Below are 20,401 nucleotides of genomic sequence, written 5' to 3'. Positions count from 1 at the left end.
CATATTTCAATCAGCTGTTGTGCTGATTTAAGGCTGTCAGTTTAGCGTGAATTCCTGCTAAAATATGCGCCTTTCTTTTGTCTAATGACGTTTATTTTTTATAAACGATTTAGTGAACTATCTCTTAGGAGCCTACATGACGGTTCAAACCTTCATCCCCAATGGTGCCCAAGCTGCCTCAGAAAACACTGTTACCCAGCCACAGCACACCCCAGCCGACGGTTCAGTCAAAAAACTGTATATCGAAACGCAAGGGTGTCAGATGAATGAGTATGACAGTCACCGTATGGCAGACCTTTTAGGCGATTCTCACGGCTATGTACTGACCAGCAACCCTGCTGATGCCGATATTCTGCTCATGAATACCTGTTCGATTCGTGAAAAAGCGCAGGAAAAGGTGTTTTCTGAATTAGGTCGCTGGCGTAAGCTGAAAGAAAAAAATCCTGATTTGGTGATTGGCGTAGGCGGTTGCGTCGCTTCTCAGGAAGGCGACAATATTCAAAAGCGTGCCCCGTATGTGGATATGATTTTTGGTCCACAAACCTTACACCGTTTACCGCAAATGCTTGATCAACACCACGATCAGGTCGAAAAACCAAAGAAAGAAAAAATCAAACTGGTGGATATTTCTTTCCCAGACATCGAAAAGTTCGACTTCCTACCTGAGCCGCGAGTTGAAGGCTTTAAGGCCTTTGTATCGATTATGGAAGGCTGTTCAAAATACTGCTCATTCTGTGTCGTGCCATATACCCGTGGTGAAGAAGTGTCACGTCCTTTAGATGACGTCTTAGCTGAAATTGCGACTTTGGCTGAAAAAGGTGTACGTGAAATTAGCTTGCTCGGTCAAAACGTGAATGGCTACCGTGGTGAAACTTTTGACGGCAAAATTTGTACTTTTGCCGATTTACTGCGTTTGGTTGCCGAAGTACCTGGTATTGGACGAATTCGCTACACCACATCACACCCTCTAGAATTTAATGATGATTTGATTCAATGCTACCGTGATTTACCGCAAATGGTGTCGCATTTACACTTGCCTGTGCAAAGTGGTTCGAATGATGTGTTACAAGCCATGAAACGTAACCACACTATTGATGTGTATATCGATAAGATTGCCAAATTACGTAAAGTACGCCCAGACATGCACTTATCTAGCGATTTTATTATTGGCTTCCCTGGTGAAACCGATCAAAACTTTGAAGAAACTTATCAGTTTATTCAAGAGATGGATTTTGACCACTCGTACAGTTTCATCTATTCAAAACGTCCAGGTACGCCTGCATCTGAACTTGAAGACACCACACCTGAAGATGTGAAAAAAGAGCGTTTGGCCAAAGTCCAACAATGGATCAAACAATCGAGTATTGATAAGACCGATGCCATGCTGGGTACGGTGCAACGTGTCCTGATTGAAAATGTTTCTGATAAAGATCCGAACATTTTGGTCGGCACAGCAGACAATACACGTTTAGTAACATTTATTGGTGACCCTGCTTGGGTCGGACGCTTTGCGGAGATTGAGATTACCGAGATTAAAACTTTGAATTTAGTTTATGGTGAGCTCTTGAATCTTGAGCCTGACGTGGCGTAATGTAGGAGCTAAAGTCCAATAACAGATTAAGGAATTCTCTTGACTGCAGCGATTCGACGTACAGTAACTTTTCCTGGTATTTCAATGGAACGTTTAAAAAGCATGCTCGGTGCTTATAACGGACATTTGAAACAAATCGAACAACGCCTAGACGTCCAAATTTCCCATCGTGGTGACGCCTTTTTTATAGATGGGGAAATTGATGCAGTTGAGCGAGCCGAAACGCTCTTGCAACGCCTGCATGAAGAAGCGGAAAGTTCTGCACAAATCAGTGCAGACACGCTCCACATGATGATTCAAGGCAGTCAGACTGACCGTGAATTACAATCGGATGATGGGCAAGAGCATACTGGATTGGATGCTGTTTGGTTACAAACCCGCAAAGGCCGTATTAACCCACGCGGTGCCAACCAAAAGCGTTATGTTCAGCGTATTTTGCAAAGCGATATTTCATTTGGTATTGGCCCTGCAGGTACGGGTAAAACCTATTTGGCTGTTGCCGCTGCCGTAGATATGTTGGAACGCAATGAAATCCAGCGGATTCTATTGGTGCGCCCTGCGGTTGAAGCGGGTGAAAAACTGGGCTTCTTACCGGGTGATTTAACCCAGAAAATTGACCCGTATTTGCGTCCCCTTTATGATGCCCTGTATGAAATGCTCGGCTTTGAAAAAGTTGCTAAGCTGATTGAACGTCAAGTGATTGAAGTTGCACCACTGGCGTATATGCGTGGTCGTACCCTCAACCACTCTTTTGTGATTTTGGATGAAGCCCAGAACACCACGCCTGAACAGATGAAGATGTTCCTGACCCGTTTAGGGTTTGGTTCACGTGCAGTGATTACCGGTGATGTGACTCAGGTGGATTTACCACGTGGTCAGCAGTCTGGTCTGGCACATGCCTTACGTGTGATTGATAAAATCCCTGAAATTCATATTACTCGTTTCCATTCTCGTGATGTCGTGCGTCACCAGCTGGTTCAGAAAATTGTTGAAGCCTATGAAGGCTGGGACAGTGAGCAACAGCGTTTAAGTGCCGAAGCGCGTGCAGAACGTAAAGCGCGCCAGGAAGCATTAATTGCGGAAAATGATGCCGCAGCAGATGCACAGTACTAATCGCTGTGCGCTCTGCAACCTACTGAAGTATTAAGGATTCATTTTGAAATTAAGTCTCAGCCTGCAACAGGATATTCAAGCGCCTGAGCTGGTGTTAAAACGTGCCTATCTGAAAAAAGTAGTCGAAACCACTTTAAGACATATAGACACCCAAAGTGATTGTGAAATTGGAATTGCCTGTGTCGATCATGCCGAAAGTCACAAGCTCAATCTGGAATATCGCAAAAAAGACAAATCTACCAACGTCTTGTCTTTCCCAAGCGATTTACCCGATGAAATGGCACAAGTTTTGCCGAGCTTCCCTATTGGGGATTTGGTAATTTGTATTCCTGTGGTTTTACAGGAAGCTGCAGAACAAGCCAAAACACCATTAGCGCATTTCACTCACATGCTAGTACATGGCACGCTGCACCTTATGGGCTATGATCATGAAACCTCAGATGAGGATGCCGAAGAAATGGAAGCTTTAGAAGTTGAGATTCTTGCCAAGTTGGGTTTGGATAATCCATACATGGAAAGAGATTGAATTTTAAGTTTTAGAAAATCATAAAAATAGCGGGCTAAGGCTCGCTTTTTTGTTTAAAACTACTCCCTCCCAATGGGAGGGAGAACATTCATTAGAGTCCCATGATTGCTAAATACCAGAAGAACATTGCTGCGTAAAGCAGAGAGTAGATTCTTGTTACTTGTCCACAAAGTCCTCTCTCCCTTTGGGAGAGAGCCAGAGAGAGGGAAAAACTAGCGCACCTCAAACTCAGCTTCAGCAGGGTCAAAACGCCACGTCCGTACAATCCGCAATTCAGAAATATCTTTCATTTTGGCATCAAATGCACCAAAAGGTGCGGCTTTACGCACCGAAGCTTTGGCTGCTTCATCTAGCATGGCATGTCCTGAACTTTCAATTAAACGAATGGCACGAATCCCACCATTGTTGTTCAAAATCACCATTAAACGTACTTCGCCTGCCAAATTCTGTGCTTTGGCTTGTTCTGGATAATAACGGTTACCATAAAATTCGACTTTTTGACGGAATTTTTCCATATAACCAGCGGTGTTGTCTTGCTTGGCCTGAATCCCATCGATGGTTTTAATTTTTTGCTGACGGCTAAAATTTTGTTGGCGTTGTAAATATTGCGCTTCAATACTGGCGACCATGGCAGCCTTAGCTTGGAATTGGCTATTCAACTCCTGCATGGCTTTTTTGCGCTGATTTTCTGCAGCCTGTTTTTGCCAACTGAGCGTGGTCATCAATACTTTTTCTTCAAAGTTTAATTCACGCTGTTGCTGCATACGCTCTAAACTTTCCAATTGCTGCTCCCCTGCACTTTGTTCAGTCATGGGTGCAGGCATATCACTCGACATGCGATGTTCTTCACGAAACGTACCTGAACCTTGCTGATCGGCTTGGGCTAAGAAATCTGCATCTTCAACTTTTGCATCGCTCATGCGTACCGATACCGCAATCTCTTTGACCGCAGCATCGCTTTGTTGCGGTGCAGCAAACTGCACGGCCAAAATTAATGCGTGCAATACAGCAGCCACCAGCAACGCTGCAGCAAAAATAGGATCTTTCCACCAATCTTGCGTAGAAGGCATCAATTGAATTTTTTTTAGCATCACATTAATCCGACAAAACGTCTGATTCCCCAAGCCGCCAAATGCGGTATAAACTAAAGAGCATATTACTTTGCTCAGTTTTTGCTTTTCTGCAAAACTGCGAAGTTCATCAAAAAGCTGACTACTGAGCCTTAAAATCTTAAAAATGGTGCAACTTATTTTGCTAAACTGCAAGCTTCTATGCCTGTATTTTTAATACAATTCGACAAAATATTTGTATCTGTAAAGAATGAATGAACGACTTGGACGGCCGTATGCAAACCCTGATCACCAATATCTCTCAACGTATCCGTCAAGTGTACCAAAAAGCGGAAGGATTTATTGAGGATGAACGTGAATTTCCATTATCTCAGGTCTTCTTAAATGCGACTTTTCAGCGCTTTGTGACCGATAATGTGAAAATGTTGCAAGATCTGCACGCAGACTTACACGACGACTGGTTACGTCTTTATGCAACCCTAGATTACAACGGCTTGAACATCACTCTGTCTGTCGATTTAAAATTAGTACAGATGGAATTGAATAAAGATACTCAGCTGATTGTGTTTGAACAAATTAGTGACACGCAGGTGATTGAAGCAAGTTATCCAAGTTTTTTGCATAAAATCGCTGTGAAGTGCGCTTTATTTTACTATCAAAAAATACGCAATGATGACCCTTTAGGCATGATTTTAGAAAAACTCAAAGTCATTAAAGTCAAAGATGATTTGCTGCATTTAGATTTAAATCGCTGGTTGGGCAAAAGCCGCTCTATCATTGACACACTCAGCAAAGTTCATGTGAATCATGCGGTATTACGTGAAGCGGAATTGGTGCTCACTGGCAACGTCAATTTAACGGCGTTGTTCCGCAAAATGTCTGAAGAAAGACTAGAAGATGTGGAAGAATCTCTTGCAGATACGCAAGTCACACCGCTGAAACAAAAATAAAGCTAAGCTGAAACTTTAGAAGAGAATACATACAGGAAAACTACACAAGCCGCATAATTCCTAATTTTCTCTTCATATTCAACGCGTATAATGGCAACAAGCAAGTAAATTGCATCTCCCTACATACAGAGGAAATATCTCAGCAATGGCAAATCATGTATTGAAAAAAATGGGTATGGCAGCCGGTGTGTCTACAGCACTGTTTTTGGCTGGTTTCTCTAGCCAAACATTTGCCATGAGTCCTTTCCAAGCCAGTTATCAATTTAACTACAATGGTAAAAACTTAGGTTCTGCAACACGTACTTTAAGCCAAACAGGTAACCAATGGAGTTATGTGTTTGCTGCCAAAGCAGGCGTGATTGCCTCTGCTACAGAAACTAGCCGTTTTAGTTTTAATAATGGCAAAATTGGCTCATCTAGCTTTAGCCGCAGCAGTAAGATTTTGGTGCATAACAACACCATGAGTATTAACTTCAATCCTTCGGCGAAAACCATTAACACCAAAAAGGACAGCGACACCCGTTCTTTTGCGTGGAAAGCGGGCGTGTTGGATGAGTTGAATGCGGAACTGCAAATCCGTGAAGACTTAAAAAGTGGCGGTTTAAAATCGAGCTACTATATTGCCGATAATAAAGAGGTGGAATCACGTCGCTTTATTAAGCAAGGTTCAGAAAAAATCAAAACCAGTTATGGTACTTTTGATACCATTAAAGTGGTGCTGAAACACAACAAACCAAACCGTGATACGATTTTCTGGTTGGCACCAAAACTTGACTACTTGCCTGTCAAAGTTACCCACCAAGACAAAGACAAGTCTTATGGATTATTACTCACAGGCTATAAAGGCCCGACCAACTAATTTAGAATATAACTACTGAGCAAAGCTTGGCAGTTATTCACCATTTGGTAAATTGTTCTTGCATTTTTTCAAGTGCTTTTTAAAATACGCTTTTGCTTTGAAAAGCACCTGCTCTTGAGGATTCTCCCGTGCATGCACTAGAACAGAAAATTTTAGCCGAAGGTATCGTTCTATCTGAAGCGGTTCTAAAAGTCGACTCTTTCTTAAACCATCAAATTGACCCTGTGATGATGCAGCAAATTGGTCAAGAATTTGCGCGTTTGTTTAAAGATGCAGGCATCACCAAAATTATTACCATCGAAGCTTCTGGCATTGCACCAGCTGTGATGGCAGGTTTAGAGCTTGGTGTACCTGTAATTTTTGCACGTAAATATCAATCTTTAACCTTAAAAGATGATTTATACCGCTCTAAAGTATTTTCATTTACCAAGCAAACTGAAAGCACGATTGCCATTTCAAACAAACATATTAGCGCTAGCGACAAAGTCTTGGTGATTGATGACTTTTTGGCAAATGGTCAAGCTGCACTCGGTTTAGCAGATTTAATCCATCAAGCCAATGCAGAAGTCGTGGGTATTGGGATTGTGATTGAAAAGTCATTCCAGCCGGGTCGTGAATTATTGCTTGAAAAAGGCTATCGCGTTGAATCATTGGCACGAGTAAAGTCTTTGGCAAACGGTACAGTTGAATTTGTACGCGATTAAGGTCGATTAAAACTGATGTTGGTTCATCATTTAAACCCGATGATCAAAGAGTGCTTAGGCGCTCTTTTTTTTATGCTTTTTTTAAACTTAAACAACTCATTTACATATATTGAATTTACAAAATAGCCGCGCTACGCCATTCTGCACTTGAAATAACAGTGATTCAGCAGTCTAGTTTTTCTGATTGCAGCTCTAGACAGCACTTTTTAGATCGTCTGCGTGCATTGATGCATGCGGCATGAGCATAAGGCAATTTACAGTCATGACACAAGACAATCCGTTGATGCAACACAGTATCACCTGTCCGAAATGTGGTTCAACTCAAGTTGAAAAACGCAACCATCAACAAAACTTACAAAAAATTGGTGGCGTGTTATTAGGCTCTGCAGGTACAGCAGCAGGTACTGTGGGCGGCGCAGCTTCGGGAGCTTCTATTGGTGCGGCAATTGGTACAGCCGCAGGGCCATTGGGCGTGATTATGGGCGGCACCATTGGAACATTTGTCGGGGCAATTAGCGTGGGAATCACAGGCGGTTTTCTTGGGCATCGCTTTGGTAAAAAAGCAGGTGTAATTGTCGATCAGAATATTTTTCTAGATTTTCAATGCCTCAAGTGCAAACACCGCTTTAAAGAAAAAGTTGAAACAGCCAAGCAGCTCTAAATAGCCCTAAATCAATTTCAAAAAAGTGCTGCACATTGCAGCACTTTTTTGATTACATCTTTTTTTATTTTGCAGTACTGCTTGCAGAAGTCATCACAGGCTTTTGTGCCGCTAAATACTGTGCTTCCGCAGGTTGTTTTTCAATACGTTGTTCTTCTGGAAAGCTCAGACTATGCACAATTTCAGTCGCTGCAACACTCGACAATGAATATCCTAAACTCAATAGACTTAACCCAATCAGCATCCACTTATTCATTTTCACTTTTCCTCACTCTCTCATTTTTACAGCAGTCCATTGTGCTCAATACATTAGGGTCTGTTGACAATTCGTCTATGTTTGCGGCATGAGAGATATATCTCGCAAGGTTTTTTAGCTGATATAAGGCATGGGACAGGAAATTTAGTCATTCTAAATGACTGGCACATAACGCAATAGCAGCAAAAAATATGCTCGCCCCGAAAGGCTGTGGCTAAAACTTTCTCAGATTGCGTTATGAAACTTAGCAATAATCTCGCTATTCCTTGCGTTTCATGCCTGATCTGCTCAGTTTTAGCCTACAGCGCAAGCCATTTATGAAATGTCAACAGACCCTAGCCTGCAAAAAAAATGCTGCGTGAACCGTGACAGAAAACTCTGCTTTTAAAGCGGTTATTAGACGTGAAAAGAGAAAAACTGAATATCACTGCAAATGGTGATTTTAGGTGAAAAGTGAACTTATTTTTTAGCACGCTCAATGCTACATAAGCCAATCGAATTCAAGTACAAAAGATAAAAGCGTAAAACGATATCCACATTTTACGCTTCATCTTAATTAAAGAAAGAATCTCACATGCCCTGTAATTTTTTTACCATTTCACCTAGGCGTTGTCCTTGCGCTTCACAAAGGATTTTTTCATCCTGACTCAAAGCCTGATCGTGGCGCGGGCCGCTCACATGCGTTGCACCATACGGCGTACCGCCCGTTTTGGTATTTGATAAAGCAGGATGCGCATTATGCAATCCCATAATCATCATTCCGTGGTGAAACAATGGCGGCAACATGGTCAATAAGGTACTTTCCTGTCCACCATGCATCGAACCCGATGAGGTAAAAACGCAGGCAGGTTTATTGTGCAATGCGCCATTCAGCCACAGACTAGTGGTTTGATCCCAGAAATATTTCATTTCAGATGCCATATTGCCAAAACGTGTAGGTGAACCTAAAGCCAAACCTGCACAATTGGCCAAGTCATCCAAAGTACAATAAATATCACCTTCGGCAGGAATACTTGGCTCGGCTTGTTGCACCACGGTCGAGATATTTGGCACAGTTCTAATTTTAACGGGCATGCCACTAGCCTCTACCCCGTTGGCAATTAAATGTGCCATTTCTTTGGTAGAACCATATTTACTAAAGTACAAAACCAGAATATATGCTTGCATCATGCTAAGAAATCAGACTAAAAATGAAAACTATACGGTATTTTGCTGCTTTTTTGGTTAAGCTTAACCATGAAAACAGATAAAGATGATTAAAAAAGTTGAGACAGCCACTGTATGATCGTTGAGTATTTAAAGAAACTGCCTTTTTATGACAAACAATGGTTTCAATTTGTCTTATTTGTGCTGCGTCGCTTTGAAGCAGATCGCTGCCGTGAACAAGCAGGCTCTTTAACCTACACTACCCTGTTTGCCGTTGTACCTATGCTCACCGTATTTTTGGTGATCATCTCATCCATTAAGGCACTCGAACCTGCACGGCAACAATTACAACAACTGATTTACAGCAACTTTTTACCTAAAACCACCATCGCCTTTGATAAAGCCTTAAATGCCTTTACCGACAAATCTAGCAACTTAACCGTCATCGGGATTTTGTTTTTATTCGTGACCACGGTGATGATGCTGACCAGTATTGAAACTGTGTTTAACCGAATTTGGCGGGTTAAGGAAACCCGTGGCGGCATTATGGGTTTTATGCGTTACTGGACCATTATCTCATTAGGCCCTATTTTACTGGGCAGTGCTTTTGTCATTTCCTCAACTTTGGCATCTATGAATGTGCTGAGTAATAACTTTGCAGGTTATGAACTCAATGGCGCATTTATTTTATGGCTGATTTCATTTGCCCTAACCATTTTAGGTTTTTTTATTCTGAATTGGACCATTCCCAACCGCAGTGTACCTATTAAAGCCGCATTAATTGCGGGGGTTTTCAGTGCTGTTGTATTTGAATTTTTGAAAAACCTGTTTGGTTTTATTATGTCCAACTTCACCAGTTATGAAATTATTTATGGTGCTTTTGCTGCCGTACCTATTTTCTTACTGTGGATTTTCCTGTCTTGGAATATTGTGCTGTTAGGTGTTGAAATTAGTTATGCGTTGACCGCTTTTGAAGCCAGTCGCGAAAAAAAATGCCATCCGCTGCTCATGCTATTGGACTTACTGGAATTGTTTTACAAAAAACAAATGCGCGGAGAAAGTGTCACTGAAGCTGAAGCCTTAGATGTATTGGGACGTAATGAAATTGGGCGCTGGCCGTCTTATGTGCTGATGCTAGAACAACAAAATTTAATTAAACGTACTGAAAATGATGAATTTGTTTTGGTGCGCAATTTATCTCAGGTAGATTTTTGGAGTTTTTATTCACAGCTACCGTATTCATTGCCACGTCGTCAGGACTTGGCCAATGTCTATCCTGATGATGAATGGATGCAAAAACTTGGCCCCGTACTCAGTGAAACCGATGACTATTTGGCTGCCAAATTGTCGATTCCGCTCTCTAAGATTTTTGAAGAAAAATAATCTTGTACGCGCTCGCTAGATTTTAAATATCACCCATCTTCAAATTTAAACCCGTATTGAGCTACTAGGTTATTTGAAGATGATTTTTACATGACAACATTGCTGATGTTGAGTCTTGCTCAAGTTCATGGAAAAGCTGCAAATACTTATTTTCTTTTTAGTACTTGGGTTTTATGTTTAAACCAACATTGAGCATTCACCATCAACACCCCCAGCATGACCAAAACAGCCCCAATCATAAAACTTTGGCTCAAGCTTTCATTCAACAACCATACACCAAACAATACGCCAAATAATGGCGTTAAAAATGAAAACACGCCTAAACTGGATGCTAAATATTGTTTCAGCAACCAAAACCAAGCGAGATAGCTAATAAACGAAATCAATACCGCATGAAAAATCAAACTGCCTATGGCTAAGGCTGTCCAATGAATTTCAGCCTGTCCCATCCACCATGCCATCGGCAGTAAAATCAAAAAACCACCCATCAATTGGTAAAACAAAGTTTGTGTTGCAGGGGCTTCCGATAAACGACTTAGACGTACCGCAACAGTTGTGGCAGCCCAAAGTATGCCTGCACTCAGCGCAAGTAAATCGCCAAAAAGCATCTGGCTGAAGTTTTGGTGGCTCTCTTGTTGCACAGTATCACGCCATAAAAAAGTCACCGCTATGCCAGCAAAAGACAACAGAATCCCGCCCCATTGCAAGCGAGATAAACGCTCTGCAGGTAGTTTCCAATGCAACGCTAAAGCCACAAAAATAGGCGCGGTATATAGTAAAACCACCACATGCGACGCAGAAGTATATTGAATCGCCTGCCCTAACATAAAAAATTCTGCGGCAAATAAAATACCCACCAATATGCCTGCAGGCAGATATTCAGTCGAAGCCCATTGTGTATTTCTTGCAAGCAATAACAAAGGCAACACCATCACAGCAGACAAGCCTGAACGCAGTGCCAATTGCATCAAGGGTGAAATATCTGCCGCAGCAACTTTTAGCACCACTTGTTGCAGACCCCAAAAAACACACAAAATTAGCATCATACTGCTGGCTTTTGCATCAAGTGCTTGGCGTGAACTCATGGCTGAACCTGATCTGAGATAAAAAATAGACTTTAAAGTAAGCAGCGGACTCAACCTAAATCTTTTGGATATTCAACATCATTGAGTACTTGAGGAGTTTTGGCATTATGCGCGACTTTGCATAAAAAAAGCGACCTAAATAGATCGCTAATTTTTAAGGATTAACTTAATCATCTGTTGCGAAAGCAATATCACTGAGTCCGGCTTCACTCGCACGTGACATCACTTGCGCCACAGTATCATAACGCGCATCTTTATCTGCTCTTAACACCACGGTTGGCTGTTGAGCTTGCTGACTAGCATCATTAAAGCGGGTTTGCAACTCATCTAAACTAATGATTTGATCATCCCACGCCACTTCACCATTGGCATTGATACTGACCTGAATTTGCTCAGGCGGTAAATCAACAATTTCTGCGCTGGTTTGCGGTAAGGTTAATGGTATAGATGGGTTGGCAACGGTCGCTGTCACCAAAAAGATGATCATCAATACCAACATAATGTCGATCAGGGGAATAAGGTTCATCTCATTCATGCCTGAATCGTTGTCTTCACCCAATTGAAAAGCCATTAAACCTGACCTCCCACTAAACTTTGTTGTGTTGCATTCACTTCAGTTCTTTGAACAGAAGAATCTTGTTGCAACATGGTGTCAATCAACAAACTATGTGCATGATCTTGCAAATTTGTAGATAAGGTACGGTTCACACGCGAACAAATGTTGTAAGCAATCACGGCAGGAATCGCCACCGCCAAACCGAAGCCCGTCATAATCAACGCTTCACCAACAGGCGTTGCCACTTGAGCCAATCCCGCCTGACCGCTTTTTCCAACCGCAACGAGTGCATGGAAAATACCCCAAACTGTACCAAACAAACCCACAAACGGTGCTAATGACGCAATTGTACCCAGTACCGATACGCCTTTTTCTGCCGATGCTTTTTCTACCGAAATTTGACGCAATAAGGCTTGCTCAGCAACCGCTTTACGCTGCTCAAAATTTAAAGGCACCAGTTTTGCTTTAAGCTGATTTAAAGCCTGTGACAGTTGAGCATAAGCTTGTTGCTTCAATTGGCGCGTGCCTATCAAACGTAATGCGAAGATGGTCCATGTCGCAATCGACATCGCCAATAACACGAAATACAGCGTTTTGCTGACTGCATCTGCGTGTTGCCAATAGACGGAAAAGTTCATACTCGAACTCCTGTTGAAGGTTAGCCGTTAGGGTTCAATGTCAATTCAAAAGGCTGCTCAGCACGAATTGGATAAGCCACGCCATTTTCTTTGTACGGTTTGAATTTTGCACTACGCACTGCGCGTAAAATCTTTTGATCTAAAGCAGGTACACCACTAGAACGCGTAATTTGAGCATCGGTGATCACGCCTTTTTCATTTGCTTCAATCCGAACCACCACGTTACGGGTTTCTCCCTGTAAATCACGATTGGTATAAGAAGGTTTTGGAGAACGACTCCATTGCACGCCTGAGCCGCCAATCGACACTGTTTTTGGAGCAGAAGGTGCGACAGGAGCAGGTGCTGGCGCAACAGGTGCAACTGTCGGTTTCGGTGCAGGCTGTACCACTTTAGTTTCAGTCACCGTTGCTACAGGTGCAGGTTGCACCACACGTTCGACTGGTTTTTCTACGGGCTTCGCCACGGGTTTAGGGGCTTCTGCTTTTTTAACTTGCTGTACTTTTTCTACTTTTTTCGGTGGCGGTGGCAACGGTTTTTCTACTACAGGCACTTCTTTTACAGGCTGAGGCTTGGGTTTTTCAGGCTGTGGTTCAGCCTTAGGTTGCGGTGGTAACGGTTTAGGCTGTTCTTGAATTTTTACAAAGCGTACTTTTAAAGGTTCTTTTTCTATGGGCTTTAAGGTCGGAGTTTGCATTTGCCCCAATGCCCACAACACACCGACATGACCTAATGCAACCACAGCTAAAGCCGTCACAACTTTCTTTTTCATGGCATTGGGCATTTGTAGCATAGCGTTGGGAGATTGGTTCATTAAAGTCAGCGACCTTCAAAAGCAATTGCCAAACCATCACAGTTCCGAACGATCAAACTGATCGGTTAGCACAATTAAAGTAACGCAATAATAAATGAGAAGTGTTTTCATTTGCAACTATTTTTTAATAACAAACGTGAATCATCCAATAAATTTGCTATTTTAAAAACAGTTTAAATAAATGTTATAACATTACAATTTTAGCATAAAAAAACATGCCATGTCGGCATGTTTTAATTCGATTTTTAGATAGCTTTTACCCTATTGAAATACAACAGTTTTGTTGCCATCTACAATAATACGGTCTTCCAAATGCCATTTAACTGCACGTGCCAGTACATTACGTTCCACATCCTGACCCAATTCACGCAGTTGATCTACCGTAAAGTCGTGGTTTACACGCTCTACATCTTGCTCAATGATCGGACCTTGATCTAGGTCTGCTGTTACATAGTGTGCAGTTGCACCAATCAGTTTTACACCTTTTTCATAAGCTTGTTTATATGGATTTGCGCCCACGAAAGCAGGCAGGAATGAATGGTGAATATTGATCACTTTCATTTCCCACTTAGAGACAAACTCTTCATCCAAAATTTGCATATAACGCGCCAATACCAACAAATCATTGCCTTGCATCAATTCATCAATTTTAGCGTAAGCTTCACGTTTATTTTCTTTATTAACAGGCACTACTTCAAACGGAATACCAAAGTTTTCTACCGCTTCACGCAAGGTGTCATGGTTCGACACCACTTTGGTAATTTCACATGGTAAACCACCACGTGAATGACGCCATAATAGTTCGAGCAAAGCATGATCAACTTTAGACACCAAAATGCCGACTTTTTTCACATCGCTGACCAAAGCCAAACGCCATTGCATTTCATAACGCTCTGCCACGTTAGAAGCAAAGGTTTGCAATAAGCTTTCTTTACGGCTTTGCAAGTGATCCAGTTCAAACTCAACCCGCATGAAATAACGCCCGCCCTGAGCTTCTGTTGCGTATTGATCAAGCGCGGTAATGTTGGCTCCTTGATGATACAAAAAGCTCGATACAGCCTGCACAATACCTGGCTTATCTTCACAGGTAATCAGTAAACGTGCAGTATTCGCAGTCGTCATATTCATGTTGTTTTTAGTCACTACTTGGTTAAATTGAAAAACAAGCCGAGTATTCTAGCGCGTTTCTCAGACATTCTAAATAGCCATTCTCAGTCTCTTAGTCGGCTTGAGTATTTTTACTGGATGATAAACTCTCAAACAGTTCAGATGTGCCTAGTGTTTCTAGTAAACGCTCATAGGTTGCACGACTTTCACCCCGTAAATATGCCCCTTCAAGGAACAGCATTTGACGTAAAGCCTGCCAAATCCATTTTTCTTCCAAATGGTTTGAATCGGTAATGTGACCCGACATATATAAGAAGTTCGTCCAGTTGGTCAGCACAATCCAAATATTGATAATCAAGGCTTCAATTTCTGACTCAGTCATTTGCATCAGACCCGCATCCACAAAGGCCTGATAAATTTTTTGTCCCTGCTGCATGACCTGTCCTGCAAAACGTGGATACATTTTGCGGAAATCTTCATTGGTTTCGACCAGGTGATAGACATCACGATGCAAAAAACGATAAGCCCACAGCTGACTACTGAGAACCTGAAAATAACGAATTTTGTCATTGGCATCTAAGCCACGATTTTCAGGCAAAGCCAGCATTTCTAAAGTTTCTTGCTGATATTGTTCCATCAGCTCTTTAATAATTTCGTTCTTATTGCGGAAGTGGTAATACAAGTTTCCTGGGCTCATGCCCAGTTCTGCCGCAATATGATTGGTTGTTACCGAACGCTCACCACGCTCGTTAAACAATTGCAAACTCAATTGCAAAATACGTTCTTTGGTTTTCAACGTTTTGGTTTGAGACATCCTAAAAACAACCATTCTTTAAAATTTGAGGGGCATGAAAACATAAAGTCACTTGACTGATTAGAGTAAATACTCTAAAAATTAACTTATATTGCTTTTATTGAATGGTAACATGCCATGAACAGTCAAACAAAAACAACTTCAATGACCCCACATTCACCCGATTTACAACGTCTGGATGATATTTTGGCATTGCAGAAATATGCCTATCAGCGTCATCCTGTCCCAAGTGCCAAAGAACGCATTGAACGCTTAGCCCGCTTAAAACGTGTGATTGTGAAATATCAGGATCAATTTGCCGAAGCCATTAACCGTGACTATGGCAACCGCGCCATTGCAGAAACCAAAATTGGTGAATTACTTACCTGCTTGGAACATATCAAATATTACAGCAAAAACCTGACCGACTGGATGAAGCCATCTAAACGTCAGGTTGGTATTATCCACCAACCTGCAAAAGCATGGGTACAGTATCAACCTTTAGGGGTAATTGGCATTATTGCACCTTGGAACTATCCGCTGCTGTTGTCTTTAGGCCCACTGATCTGTGCTTTGGCTGCAGGCAACCATGCCATGATCAAAATTTCCAGTGCTTCTGCGCATTTTGGTAAAGTACTGGAAAACGCCATGAGCGAAGCATTTCCACAGGAATTGGTGGCAGTAATTAATGGCGGCGGTATTATTTCCGATGCGTTCTGTCATTTGCCTTTTGACAAAATTATTTTCACAGGCTCTACCGAAGTCGGCAAAACTGTAATGGCTGCCGCGTCACAAAACCTTGTGCCTGTCATTTTAGAACTAGGTGGAAAATCCCCTGTTTTGGTGCATCCATCTAGCGATATGGTCGATGTAGCGCAGCGTATTGCGGTAGGTAAACTCTGGAATGCTGGACAAACCTGTGTTGCACCCGACTATATGTTCTTGCCTAAAGGCAAAACTGCCGAATTTATGGAGCATTTCGAGCAATTTGTGACCGAAATGTATCCGCATATTCGTGATAACCAAGACTACACTTCTATTATTAATGACAAACAATATCGTCGCTTACAGGGCTATTTAGAAGATGCACGTGAGCGAGGTGCAAATATTATTGAAATTAATCCGCAAAGTGAAAATGTGGCTGCAACCCGTAAAATGGCACCAACGGTACTGACCAATGTCAGTCCAGACATGCAAATTATGCAAAATGAGATCTTTGGTCCAGTCCTGCCAATCTTAGAATATGAACAAATTGATGATGTAATCGAGTTTATTAATAGCCGACCGCGTCCTCTTGCTTTATACTATTTCGACTTTGATCAGGCGCGTGCCGACTATGTCGCACAGCGAACCCATTCAGGGCATTTCGGACTCAATACTGTATTGACCCACGTTGCACAAGATGACTTACCATTTGGTGGTGTTGGTGCATCGGGCATGGGGAAATATCACGGTCCAGAAGGTTTTTTCAGCTTGTCACATGAACGGTCGGTAATGTCTAATCCGAAGCTTTACAGCTTGAAGTTCATTCTCCCCCCATTTGATAAGCCGATTCATCGATTGATTTCGAAGACGCTTCTTCGTTAACTGATCAAGGCATGAGCTATCAAACACGCTCATGCTGTTTTTGAAGAAAATCGCTTGTCTTTTAAGCGTATTTTTGATATAAAACGCCCCTTGAATGAATTCATCCGTTTATTTTTGACTGGCCATACAGATTTGCTGTTGGCTAAATCAATGGAGTTACACCATGTCTAAGGTTTGCCAAGTTACCGGCAAGCGTCCAGTCGTTGGTAACAACGTCTCACACGCCAACAACAAAACTAAGCGCCGGTTCGAGCCGAACCTGCACAACCACCGTTTCTGGTTAGAAAGCGAAAAACGTTTCGTACGTCTTCGTTTAACCACTAAAGGTATGCGTATTATCGACAAATTGGGCATTGAAAAGGTTGTTGCTGACCTTCGTGCTCAAGGTCAAAAGATCTAAGTAAGGAGTCAGGACAATGCGTGATAAGATTCGCTTAGTTTCTACAGCTGGTACAGGTTATTTCTATACCACTACTAAAAACAAACGTACTATGCCGGAAAAAATGGAAATCAAAAAATTTGATCCAAAAATCCGTCAACACGTAGTTTTCAAAGAAGCTAAAATCAAATAATTTTAGCTTTTTTAAAAAACGACCTTATTCAGGTCGTTTTTTTTTGCACTTTTTTTGCCTCACTTGTTAAAATTTCCTCGTTTTCTTTTTTGGCACTATTTGTGCTTGTCTTATTTCAGTCTTTTGACCGCACCTTCACCATGGCTTAGGAGTTTCTCGTGCCTCATGATGTAGAACTCATCATCTTACTTGCCGTTGGTTTTAGCTTGGCACTGGTATTTGGCTATATCGCTGCGCGCTTACGCCTTCCACCGCTTATGGGCTATCTGATTGCAGGTGTCATCATTAGTCCCAACACACCGGGCATTGTGGCAGATATTCATCTTGCCAACCAATTGGCAGAACTTGGGGTCATGTTCCTCATGTTCGGTGTTGGCATGCATTTCTCGCTAAATGATTTAATGCAGGTACGACGCATTGCTTTGCCTGGTGCAGTATTGCAGATCGCCGTGGCGACCCTGCTCGGTGTAGGCGTGTCGATGATGTGGGGTTGGAGTTTTGGTTCTGCCTTAATTTTTGGCTTAAGTCTGTCTTGTGCCAGTACCGTTGTGCTCTTAAAAGCATTGGGTGATCGTGGCCTGCTCGACTCCGTGAACGGTAAAATTGCCGTAGGCTGGTTGTTAGTTGAAGACTTAGTGATGGTCTTAGCATTGGTGCTTTTGCCTGCCACAGCTGTATTACTGGGTGGACAAGCTATCGACAATGCCAGTGATGAAAATATTTGGCTAACACTCGGACTGACTTTATTAAAAGTTTCAGGCTTTATTGCCTTTATGCTGATTGTTGGCAAACGCCTTGTGCCCTTCATTATGCAAATTGTGGCTCGCTTAGGCTCGCGGGAACTGTTTACCCTGACTGTGGTCGCTGCTGCGGTATCAATTGCCTTTGGTGCTTATAAAATCTTTGGCGTGTCGATGGCACTTGGGGCGTTCTTTGCGGGGATGGTGGTCAAAGAATCTGATTTCAGTCATCGCGCCGAAGAAGAAACTTTACCCTTACGTGAAATTTTCTCCATTCTATTTTTCGTTGCTGTGGGCATGCTGTTTGACCCGCGTATTCTGATAGAAGAACCACTGCACGTTTTAGCGGTCGTCGGCATTATCATGGTGGGTAAAACCATTGCAGCCATGGCATTGGTCTTGTTCTTCCGCTATCCACTCAATACAGCCTTGACCGTAGGCGCGAGCTTGGCACAAATTGGTGAGTTTTCCTTTATTTTGGCAACGCTAGGTGTATCTTTACAACAGCTGTCACTAGAAGGACAAAACCTGATTTTAGCAGGCGCACTCATTTCAATTACCCTCAATTCCTTTGTTTTTTCTGCGATTGAGCCTGTGCAAAACTGGATTCGGGAACGCTCTTATTTGGCGCGTTTGCTTGAACGCAGCAATGACCCTTTAGCCATGCTGCCCGATGAAGTTTCTCAAGATTATTTACGTGATCAGGTGGTGATTGTTGGACATGGTGAAGTCGGACGCCGCATTACTCAAAATTTAATGGCTGAAAATATTAAGGTCGTGATTGCGGAAGAAAACCGTGAAATTGTCGAAGACTTACGCGAAAAAGGCATTGCTGCAGTCAGCGGCATTGCCACAGAAACGGGTGTACTGATTCAGGCACATATTCAACATGCACGACTACTCGTTCTCTCGCCTATGGACATTTTGGATATTCATAAAATTGTGGATATTGCCAAAACCCTAAACCCTGAAATTCAGGTTTTGGTGTGTGCAGAAAGCAAAGCCGAAGCGGAAGTAATTCGTAAAGACAACATTGGTGAAGTGTATTTTGCCAAAGAAGAAATGGCGAAAAATATGAGCAATTATATTTTAAATCAAATTGAAATTGCCCATCATCAGCCACCAACGCATTGAGTATCATTCATCTAAAACCCATAGCCAAAATCACAAAAAGCGCACCGTTTAAGCTGCGCTTTTTTTTGTTGACGTATAGATTGGCTTTCATTGTGTTGATGAAAAACTATCTAATAATGTCCATGATTTTAACCAAAGCAGATAGACAATCTATTCATTAAAGATAGCTCATCACCGAAAGACCTTTTCGGATTAACTCATAAATTGCGGCTGTTCATCCACAATTTCGGCATGCCATTCATTGACCTGCTTTTCCAACAAGCCAAATAATGCCGCCTGAATCATGTGCTGTGCCACAACAGCCGTCTGATCGCCCAATATGGCTTTGACTTCGTCATTGAACTGGATTTTGACCAATGGCTCTTTCTCTGAGCCTGCATTACGCAATGCCAACTCGCCACCTTCAAGCTGAACCAGCTCTAAAATTGCTTCCTGATTACCAAATAATTCTTTCAATTGCTCTATAGACATATATCCTCCATGCTCGACATGGCGGCAAAGGCGCTTGCACTTTGCATCGTTTAGAATATTTATATCGGGCTGATCAGATTTTTTTCAAGGGCGTTTGGTCGGCTTAAAATTCCACCATTTCATTACGAAAACCATCAATCAACTGGGTTAAGTCACGATGCCATTCGCGCAAAATTTTCGTATCTGGTAGCCATGCTTGCGGAGATTGCGTGACTTTAATAATCAAATTGGATGACGTTTCCTGTTCAGGTTCTGGTGCACTTGGCTCGGGCGTGTACTGACATAAACGATAAGCGCGCTTTAACTCTGCAATAAAACCCGATTTGCTCAGTTGCTCCAAAATTGCCACTTCAGGGGAAATCTGCCCTTTGGCTGCCATCAATTCTTCAATTGATTTAAGGGTTGGATTACTGTCACTTAAACGATAATACCGCACCAATTCCTGCAAAAAAGCCAGCACCGCGCCATTTAAATGAAACACCGCAGCTTCACGATGTGCCTGCGCTTGCTGAACATGCTCGGTTTGCTCGGCCTGCTGACATGAAAGACGGGCGAAATATAATTTCTGATTGGTACGATCTGCATGAAAACGAGCAACACGGGACATGAGCATTTCCTCAATTTAGCGTTCTAAGAAGCTTAGATTA

23 protein-coding genes are annotated in these 20,401 nt (G+C 42.3%); 12 read left to right on the top strand and 11 right to left on the bottom strand.

Annotated elements, in window-relative coordinates:
• The first annotated feature begins 136 nt into the window (after positions 1-136).
• From miaB to ybeY, 3 genes are read left to right on the top strand one after another with little or no spacing between them, the layout of a single operon-like run.
• Positions 137-1,591, top strand: coding sequence for a tRNA (N6-isopentenyl adenosine(37)-C2)-methylthiotransferase MiaB (gene miaB / locus FTU39_RS06400; RefSeq protein ID WP_168418537.1), 1,455 nt, complete (start codon positions 137-139; stop codon positions 1,589-1,591).
• Positions 1,592-1,630: 39 nt separating this feature from the next.
• Positions 1,631-2,704: a PhoH family protein gene (locus tag FTU39_RS06395; protein ID WP_180051888.1), complete on the top strand. Its 1,074-nt coding sequence runs from the start codon at positions 1,631-1,633 to the stop codon at positions 2,702-2,704.
• Positions 2,705-2,747: 43 nt separating this feature from the next.
• Positions 2,748-3,230: an rRNA maturation RNase YbeY gene (gene ybeY / locus FTU39_RS06390; protein ID WP_004976192.1), complete on the top strand. Its 483-nt coding sequence runs from the start codon at positions 2,748-2,750 to the stop codon at positions 3,228-3,230.
• Positions 3,231-3,442: 212 nt separating this feature from the next.
• Here ybeY and FTU39_RS06385 read toward each other — a convergent pair whose 3' ends face one another.
• Positions 3,443-4,300 carry an energy transducer TonB gene (locus tag FTU39_RS06385; protein WP_171062604.1) on the bottom strand — a complete coding sequence of 286 codons (858 nt, stop codon included), beginning with the start codon at positions 4,298-4,300 and terminating at the stop codon, positions 3,443-3,445.
• Positions 4,301-4,575: 275 nt separating this feature from the next.
• Here FTU39_RS06385 and FTU39_RS06380 point away from each other — a divergent pair, with 275 nt between their 5' ends.
• The 4 genes from FTU39_RS06380 (at position 4,576) to FTU39_RS06365 (ending at position 7,474) form a co-directional block, all read left to right on the top strand.
• Complete coding sequence (locus FTU39_RS06380; RefSeq protein WP_004976182.1) at positions 4,576-5,250, top strand: hypothetical protein; 675 nt, start codon at positions 4,576-4,578, stop codon at positions 5,248-5,250.
• 145 nt (positions 5,251-5,395) lie between these two features.
• Positions 5,396-6,109 carry a DUF3108 domain-containing protein gene (locus tag FTU39_RS06375; RefSeq protein ID WP_004976176.1) on the top strand — a complete coding sequence of 238 codons (714 nt, stop codon included), beginning with the start codon at positions 5,396-5,398 and terminating at the stop codon, positions 6,107-6,109.
• A gap of 128 nt (positions 6,110-6,237) precedes the next feature.
• Positions 6,238-6,813, top strand: coding sequence for a xanthine phosphoribosyltransferase (locus FTU39_RS06370; protein WP_004976172.1), 576 nt, complete (start codon positions 6,238-6,240; stop codon positions 6,811-6,813).
• A gap of 262 nt (positions 6,814-7,075) precedes the next feature.
• Entirely contained in the window at positions 7,076-7,474 is a 399-nt protein-coding gene (locus tag FTU39_RS06365) for a hypothetical protein (RefSeq protein WP_180051887.1), read from the top strand.
• A 64-nt stretch (positions 7,475-7,538) separates the two neighbouring features.
• Here the strand turns inward: FTU39_RS06365 and FTU39_RS06360 are convergent, their stop codons facing one another.
• Both FTU39_RS06360 and wrbA read right to left on the bottom strand, forming a co-directional pair.
• The gene (locus FTU39_RS06360; protein ID WP_180051886.1) at positions 7,539-7,730 is read right to left on the bottom strand and encodes a hypothetical protein; all 192 of its coding nucleotides are present in this window, start codon (positions 7,728-7,730) and stop codon (positions 7,539-7,541) included.
• Positions 7,731-8,300: 570 nt separating this feature from the next.
• Entirely contained in the window at positions 8,301-8,897 is a 597-nt protein-coding gene (gene wrbA / locus FTU39_RS06355; protein ID WP_026438329.1) for an NAD(P)H:quinone oxidoreductase, read from the bottom strand.
• 114 nt (positions 8,898-9,011) lie between these two features.
• Here wrbA and FTU39_RS06350 point away from each other — a divergent pair, with 114 nt between their 5' ends.
• The gene (locus FTU39_RS06350) at positions 9,012-10,259 is read left to right on the top strand and encodes a YihY family inner membrane protein (protein ID WP_131261034.1); all 1,248 of its coding nucleotides are present in this window, start codon (positions 9,012-9,014) and stop codon (positions 10,257-10,259) included.
• Between the two features lie 146 nt (positions 10,260-10,405).
• Here the strand turns inward: FTU39_RS06350 and FTU39_RS06345 are convergent, their stop codons facing one another.
• The 6 genes from FTU39_RS06345 to FTU39_RS06320 all read right to left on the bottom strand — a co-directional run bounded on the left by FTU39_RS06345 (position 10,406) and on the right by FTU39_RS06320 (position 15,271).
• Positions 10,406-11,344, bottom strand: coding sequence for a DMT family transporter (locus tag FTU39_RS06345; protein WP_136144062.1), 939 nt, complete (start codon positions 11,342-11,344; stop codon positions 10,406-10,408).
• A gap of 166 nt (positions 11,345-11,510) precedes the next feature.
• Complete coding sequence (locus FTU39_RS06340) at positions 11,511-11,915, bottom strand: biopolymer transporter ExbD (protein WP_004976158.1); 405 nt, start codon at positions 11,913-11,915, stop codon at positions 11,511-11,513.
• Positions 11,915-12,538 carry a MotA/TolQ/ExbB proton channel family protein gene (locus tag FTU39_RS06335; protein WP_096901723.1) on the bottom strand — a complete coding sequence of 208 codons (624 nt, stop codon included), beginning with the start codon at positions 12,536-12,538 and terminating at the stop codon, positions 11,915-11,917. The genes FTU39_RS06340 and FTU39_RS06335 overlap by 1 nt, the downstream gene beginning before the upstream one ends.
• Before the next feature lie 20 nt (positions 12,539-12,558).
• Positions 12,559-13,350, bottom strand: coding sequence for an energy transducer TonB (locus tag FTU39_RS06330; protein ID WP_104853035.1), 792 nt, complete (start codon positions 13,348-13,350; stop codon positions 12,559-12,561).
• A gap of 261 nt (positions 13,351-13,611) precedes the next feature.
• The gene (gene purU / locus FTU39_RS06325) at positions 13,612-14,478 is read right to left on the bottom strand and encodes a formyltetrahydrofolate deformylase (protein ID WP_004976151.1); all 867 of its coding nucleotides are present in this window, start codon (positions 14,476-14,478) and stop codon (positions 13,612-13,614) included.
• A gap of 91 nt (positions 14,479-14,569) precedes the next feature.
• On the bottom strand, positions 14,570-15,271 hold the full coding sequence (locus tag FTU39_RS06320; protein WP_004976150.1) for a TetR/AcrR family transcriptional regulator: 702 nt from the start codon (positions 15,269-15,271) through the stop codon (positions 14,570-14,572).
• 117 nt (positions 15,272-15,388) lie between these two features.
• Here FTU39_RS06320 and FTU39_RS06315 point away from each other — a divergent pair, with 117 nt between their 5' ends.
• From FTU39_RS06315 to FTU39_RS06300, 4 genes are all read left to right on the top strand, one after another.
• Complete coding sequence (locus FTU39_RS06315) at positions 15,389-16,837, top strand: coniferyl aldehyde dehydrogenase (protein WP_004976148.1); 1,449 nt, start codon at positions 15,389-15,391, stop codon at positions 16,835-16,837.
• 163 nt (positions 16,838-17,000) lie between these two features.
• Entirely contained in the window at positions 17,001-17,237 is a 237-nt protein-coding gene (gene rpmB, locus FTU39_RS06310) for a 50S ribosomal protein L28 (RefSeq protein WP_004976147.1), read from the top strand.
• Between the two features lie 16 nt (positions 17,238-17,253).
• The gene (gene rpmG, locus FTU39_RS06305) at positions 17,254-17,409 is read left to right on the top strand and encodes a 50S ribosomal protein L33 (protein ID WP_004976146.1); all 156 of its coding nucleotides are present in this window, start codon (positions 17,254-17,256) and stop codon (positions 17,407-17,409) included.
• A 158-nt stretch (positions 17,410-17,567) separates the two neighbouring features.
• Positions 17,568-19,283: a cation:proton antiporter gene (locus FTU39_RS06300; protein ID WP_180051885.1), complete on the top strand. Its 1,716-nt coding sequence runs from the start codon at positions 17,568-17,570 to the stop codon at positions 19,281-19,283.
• A gap of 192 nt (positions 19,284-19,475) precedes the next feature.
• On the opposite strand, the gene FTU39_RS06295 is transcribed toward FTU39_RS06300, so the two are convergent.
• Together FTU39_RS06295 and FTU39_RS06290 are read right to left on the bottom strand one after the other, a co-directional pair.
• Positions 19,476-19,754: a hypothetical protein gene (locus tag FTU39_RS06295; protein ID WP_131261040.1), complete on the bottom strand. Its 279-nt coding sequence runs from the start codon at positions 19,752-19,754 to the stop codon at positions 19,476-19,478.
• A 103-nt stretch (positions 19,755-19,857) separates the two neighbouring features.
• Entirely contained in the window at positions 19,858-20,361 is a 504-nt protein-coding gene (locus FTU39_RS06290) for a DUF6586 family protein (RefSeq protein WP_180051884.1), read from the bottom strand.
• Positions 20,362-20,401 lie beyond the last annotated feature (40 nt).

Origin of the sequence: Acinetobacter sp. YH12099 (assembly GCF_013419195.1) — a bacterium.
GTDB classification, from domain to species: domain Bacteria; phylum Pseudomonadota; class Gammaproteobacteria; order Pseudomonadales; family Moraxellaceae; genus Acinetobacter; species Acinetobacter towneri.
Note: the sequence above shows the minus strand (reverse complement) of the source record. Positions and strands in the feature narration are given on the sequence as shown.

Coding starts and splice junctions, on each gene's coding strand:
- FTU39_RS06385 (WP_171062604.1), bottom strand. CDS start 4,300: ATGCCTTCTACGCAAGATTGGTGGAAAGATCCTATTTTTGCTGCAGCG.
- wrbA (WP_026438329.1), bottom strand. CDS start 8,897: ATGCAAGCATATATTCTGGTTTTGTACTTTAGTAAATATGGTTCTACC.
- FTU39_RS06340 (WP_004976158.1), bottom strand. CDS start 11,915: ATGGCTTTTCAATTGGGTGAAGACAACGATTCAGGCATGAATGAGATG.
- FTU39_RS06365 (WP_180051887.1), top strand. CDS start 7,076: ATGACACAAGACAATCCGTTGATGCAACACAGTATCACCTGTCCGAAA.
- FTU39_RS06350 (WP_131261034.1), top strand. CDS start 9,012: ATGATCGTTGAGTATTTAAAGAAACTGCCTTTTTATGACAAACAATGG.
- rpmG (WP_004976146.1), top strand. CDS start 17,254: ATGCGTGATAAGATTCGCTTAGTTTCTACAGCTGGTACAGGTTATTTC.
- FTU39_RS06330 (WP_104853035.1), bottom strand. CDS start 13,350: ATGAACCAATCTCCCAACGCTATGCTACAAATGCCCAATGCCATGAAA.
- FTU39_RS06345 (WP_136144062.1), bottom strand. CDS start 11,344: ATGAGTTCACGCCAAGCACTTGATGCAAAAGCCAGCAGTATGATGCTA.
- FTU39_RS06290 (WP_180051884.1), bottom strand. CDS start 20,361: ATGTCCCGTGTTGCTCGTTTTCATGCAGATCGTACCAATCAGAAATTA.
- rpmB (WP_004976147.1), top strand. CDS start 17,001: ATGTCTAAGGTTTGCCAAGTTACCGGCAAGCGTCCAGTCGTTGGTAAC.
- FTU39_RS06335 (WP_096901723.1), bottom strand. CDS start 12,538: ATGAACTTTTCCGTCTATTGGCAACACGCAGATGCAGTCAGCAAAACG.
- FTU39_RS06375 (WP_004976176.1), top strand. CDS start 5,396: ATGGCAAATCATGTATTGAAAAAAATGGGTATGGCAGCCGGTGTGTCT.
- FTU39_RS06380 (WP_004976182.1), top strand. CDS start 4,576: ATGCAAACCCTGATCACCAATATCTCTCAACGTATCCGTCAAGTGTAC.
- FTU39_RS06295 (WP_131261040.1), bottom strand. CDS start 19,754: ATGTCTATAGAGCAATTGAAAGAATTATTTGGTAATCAGGAAGCAATT.
- purU (WP_004976151.1), bottom strand. CDS start 14,478: ATGAATATGACGACTGCGAATACTGCACGTTTACTGATTACCTGTGAA.
- FTU39_RS06360 (WP_180051886.1), bottom strand. CDS start 7,730: ATGAATAAGTGGATGCTGATTGGGTTAAGTCTATTGAGTTTAGGATAT.
- FTU39_RS06320 (WP_004976150.1), bottom strand. CDS start 15,271: ATGTCTCAAACCAAAACGTTGAAAACCAAAGAACGTATTTTGCAATTG.
- FTU39_RS06315 (WP_004976148.1), top strand. CDS start 15,389: ATGAACAGTCAAACAAAAACAACTTCAATGACCCCACATTCACCCGAT.
- miaB (WP_168418537.1), top strand. CDS start 137: ATGACGGTTCAAACCTTCATCCCCAATGGTGCCCAAGCTGCCTCAGAA.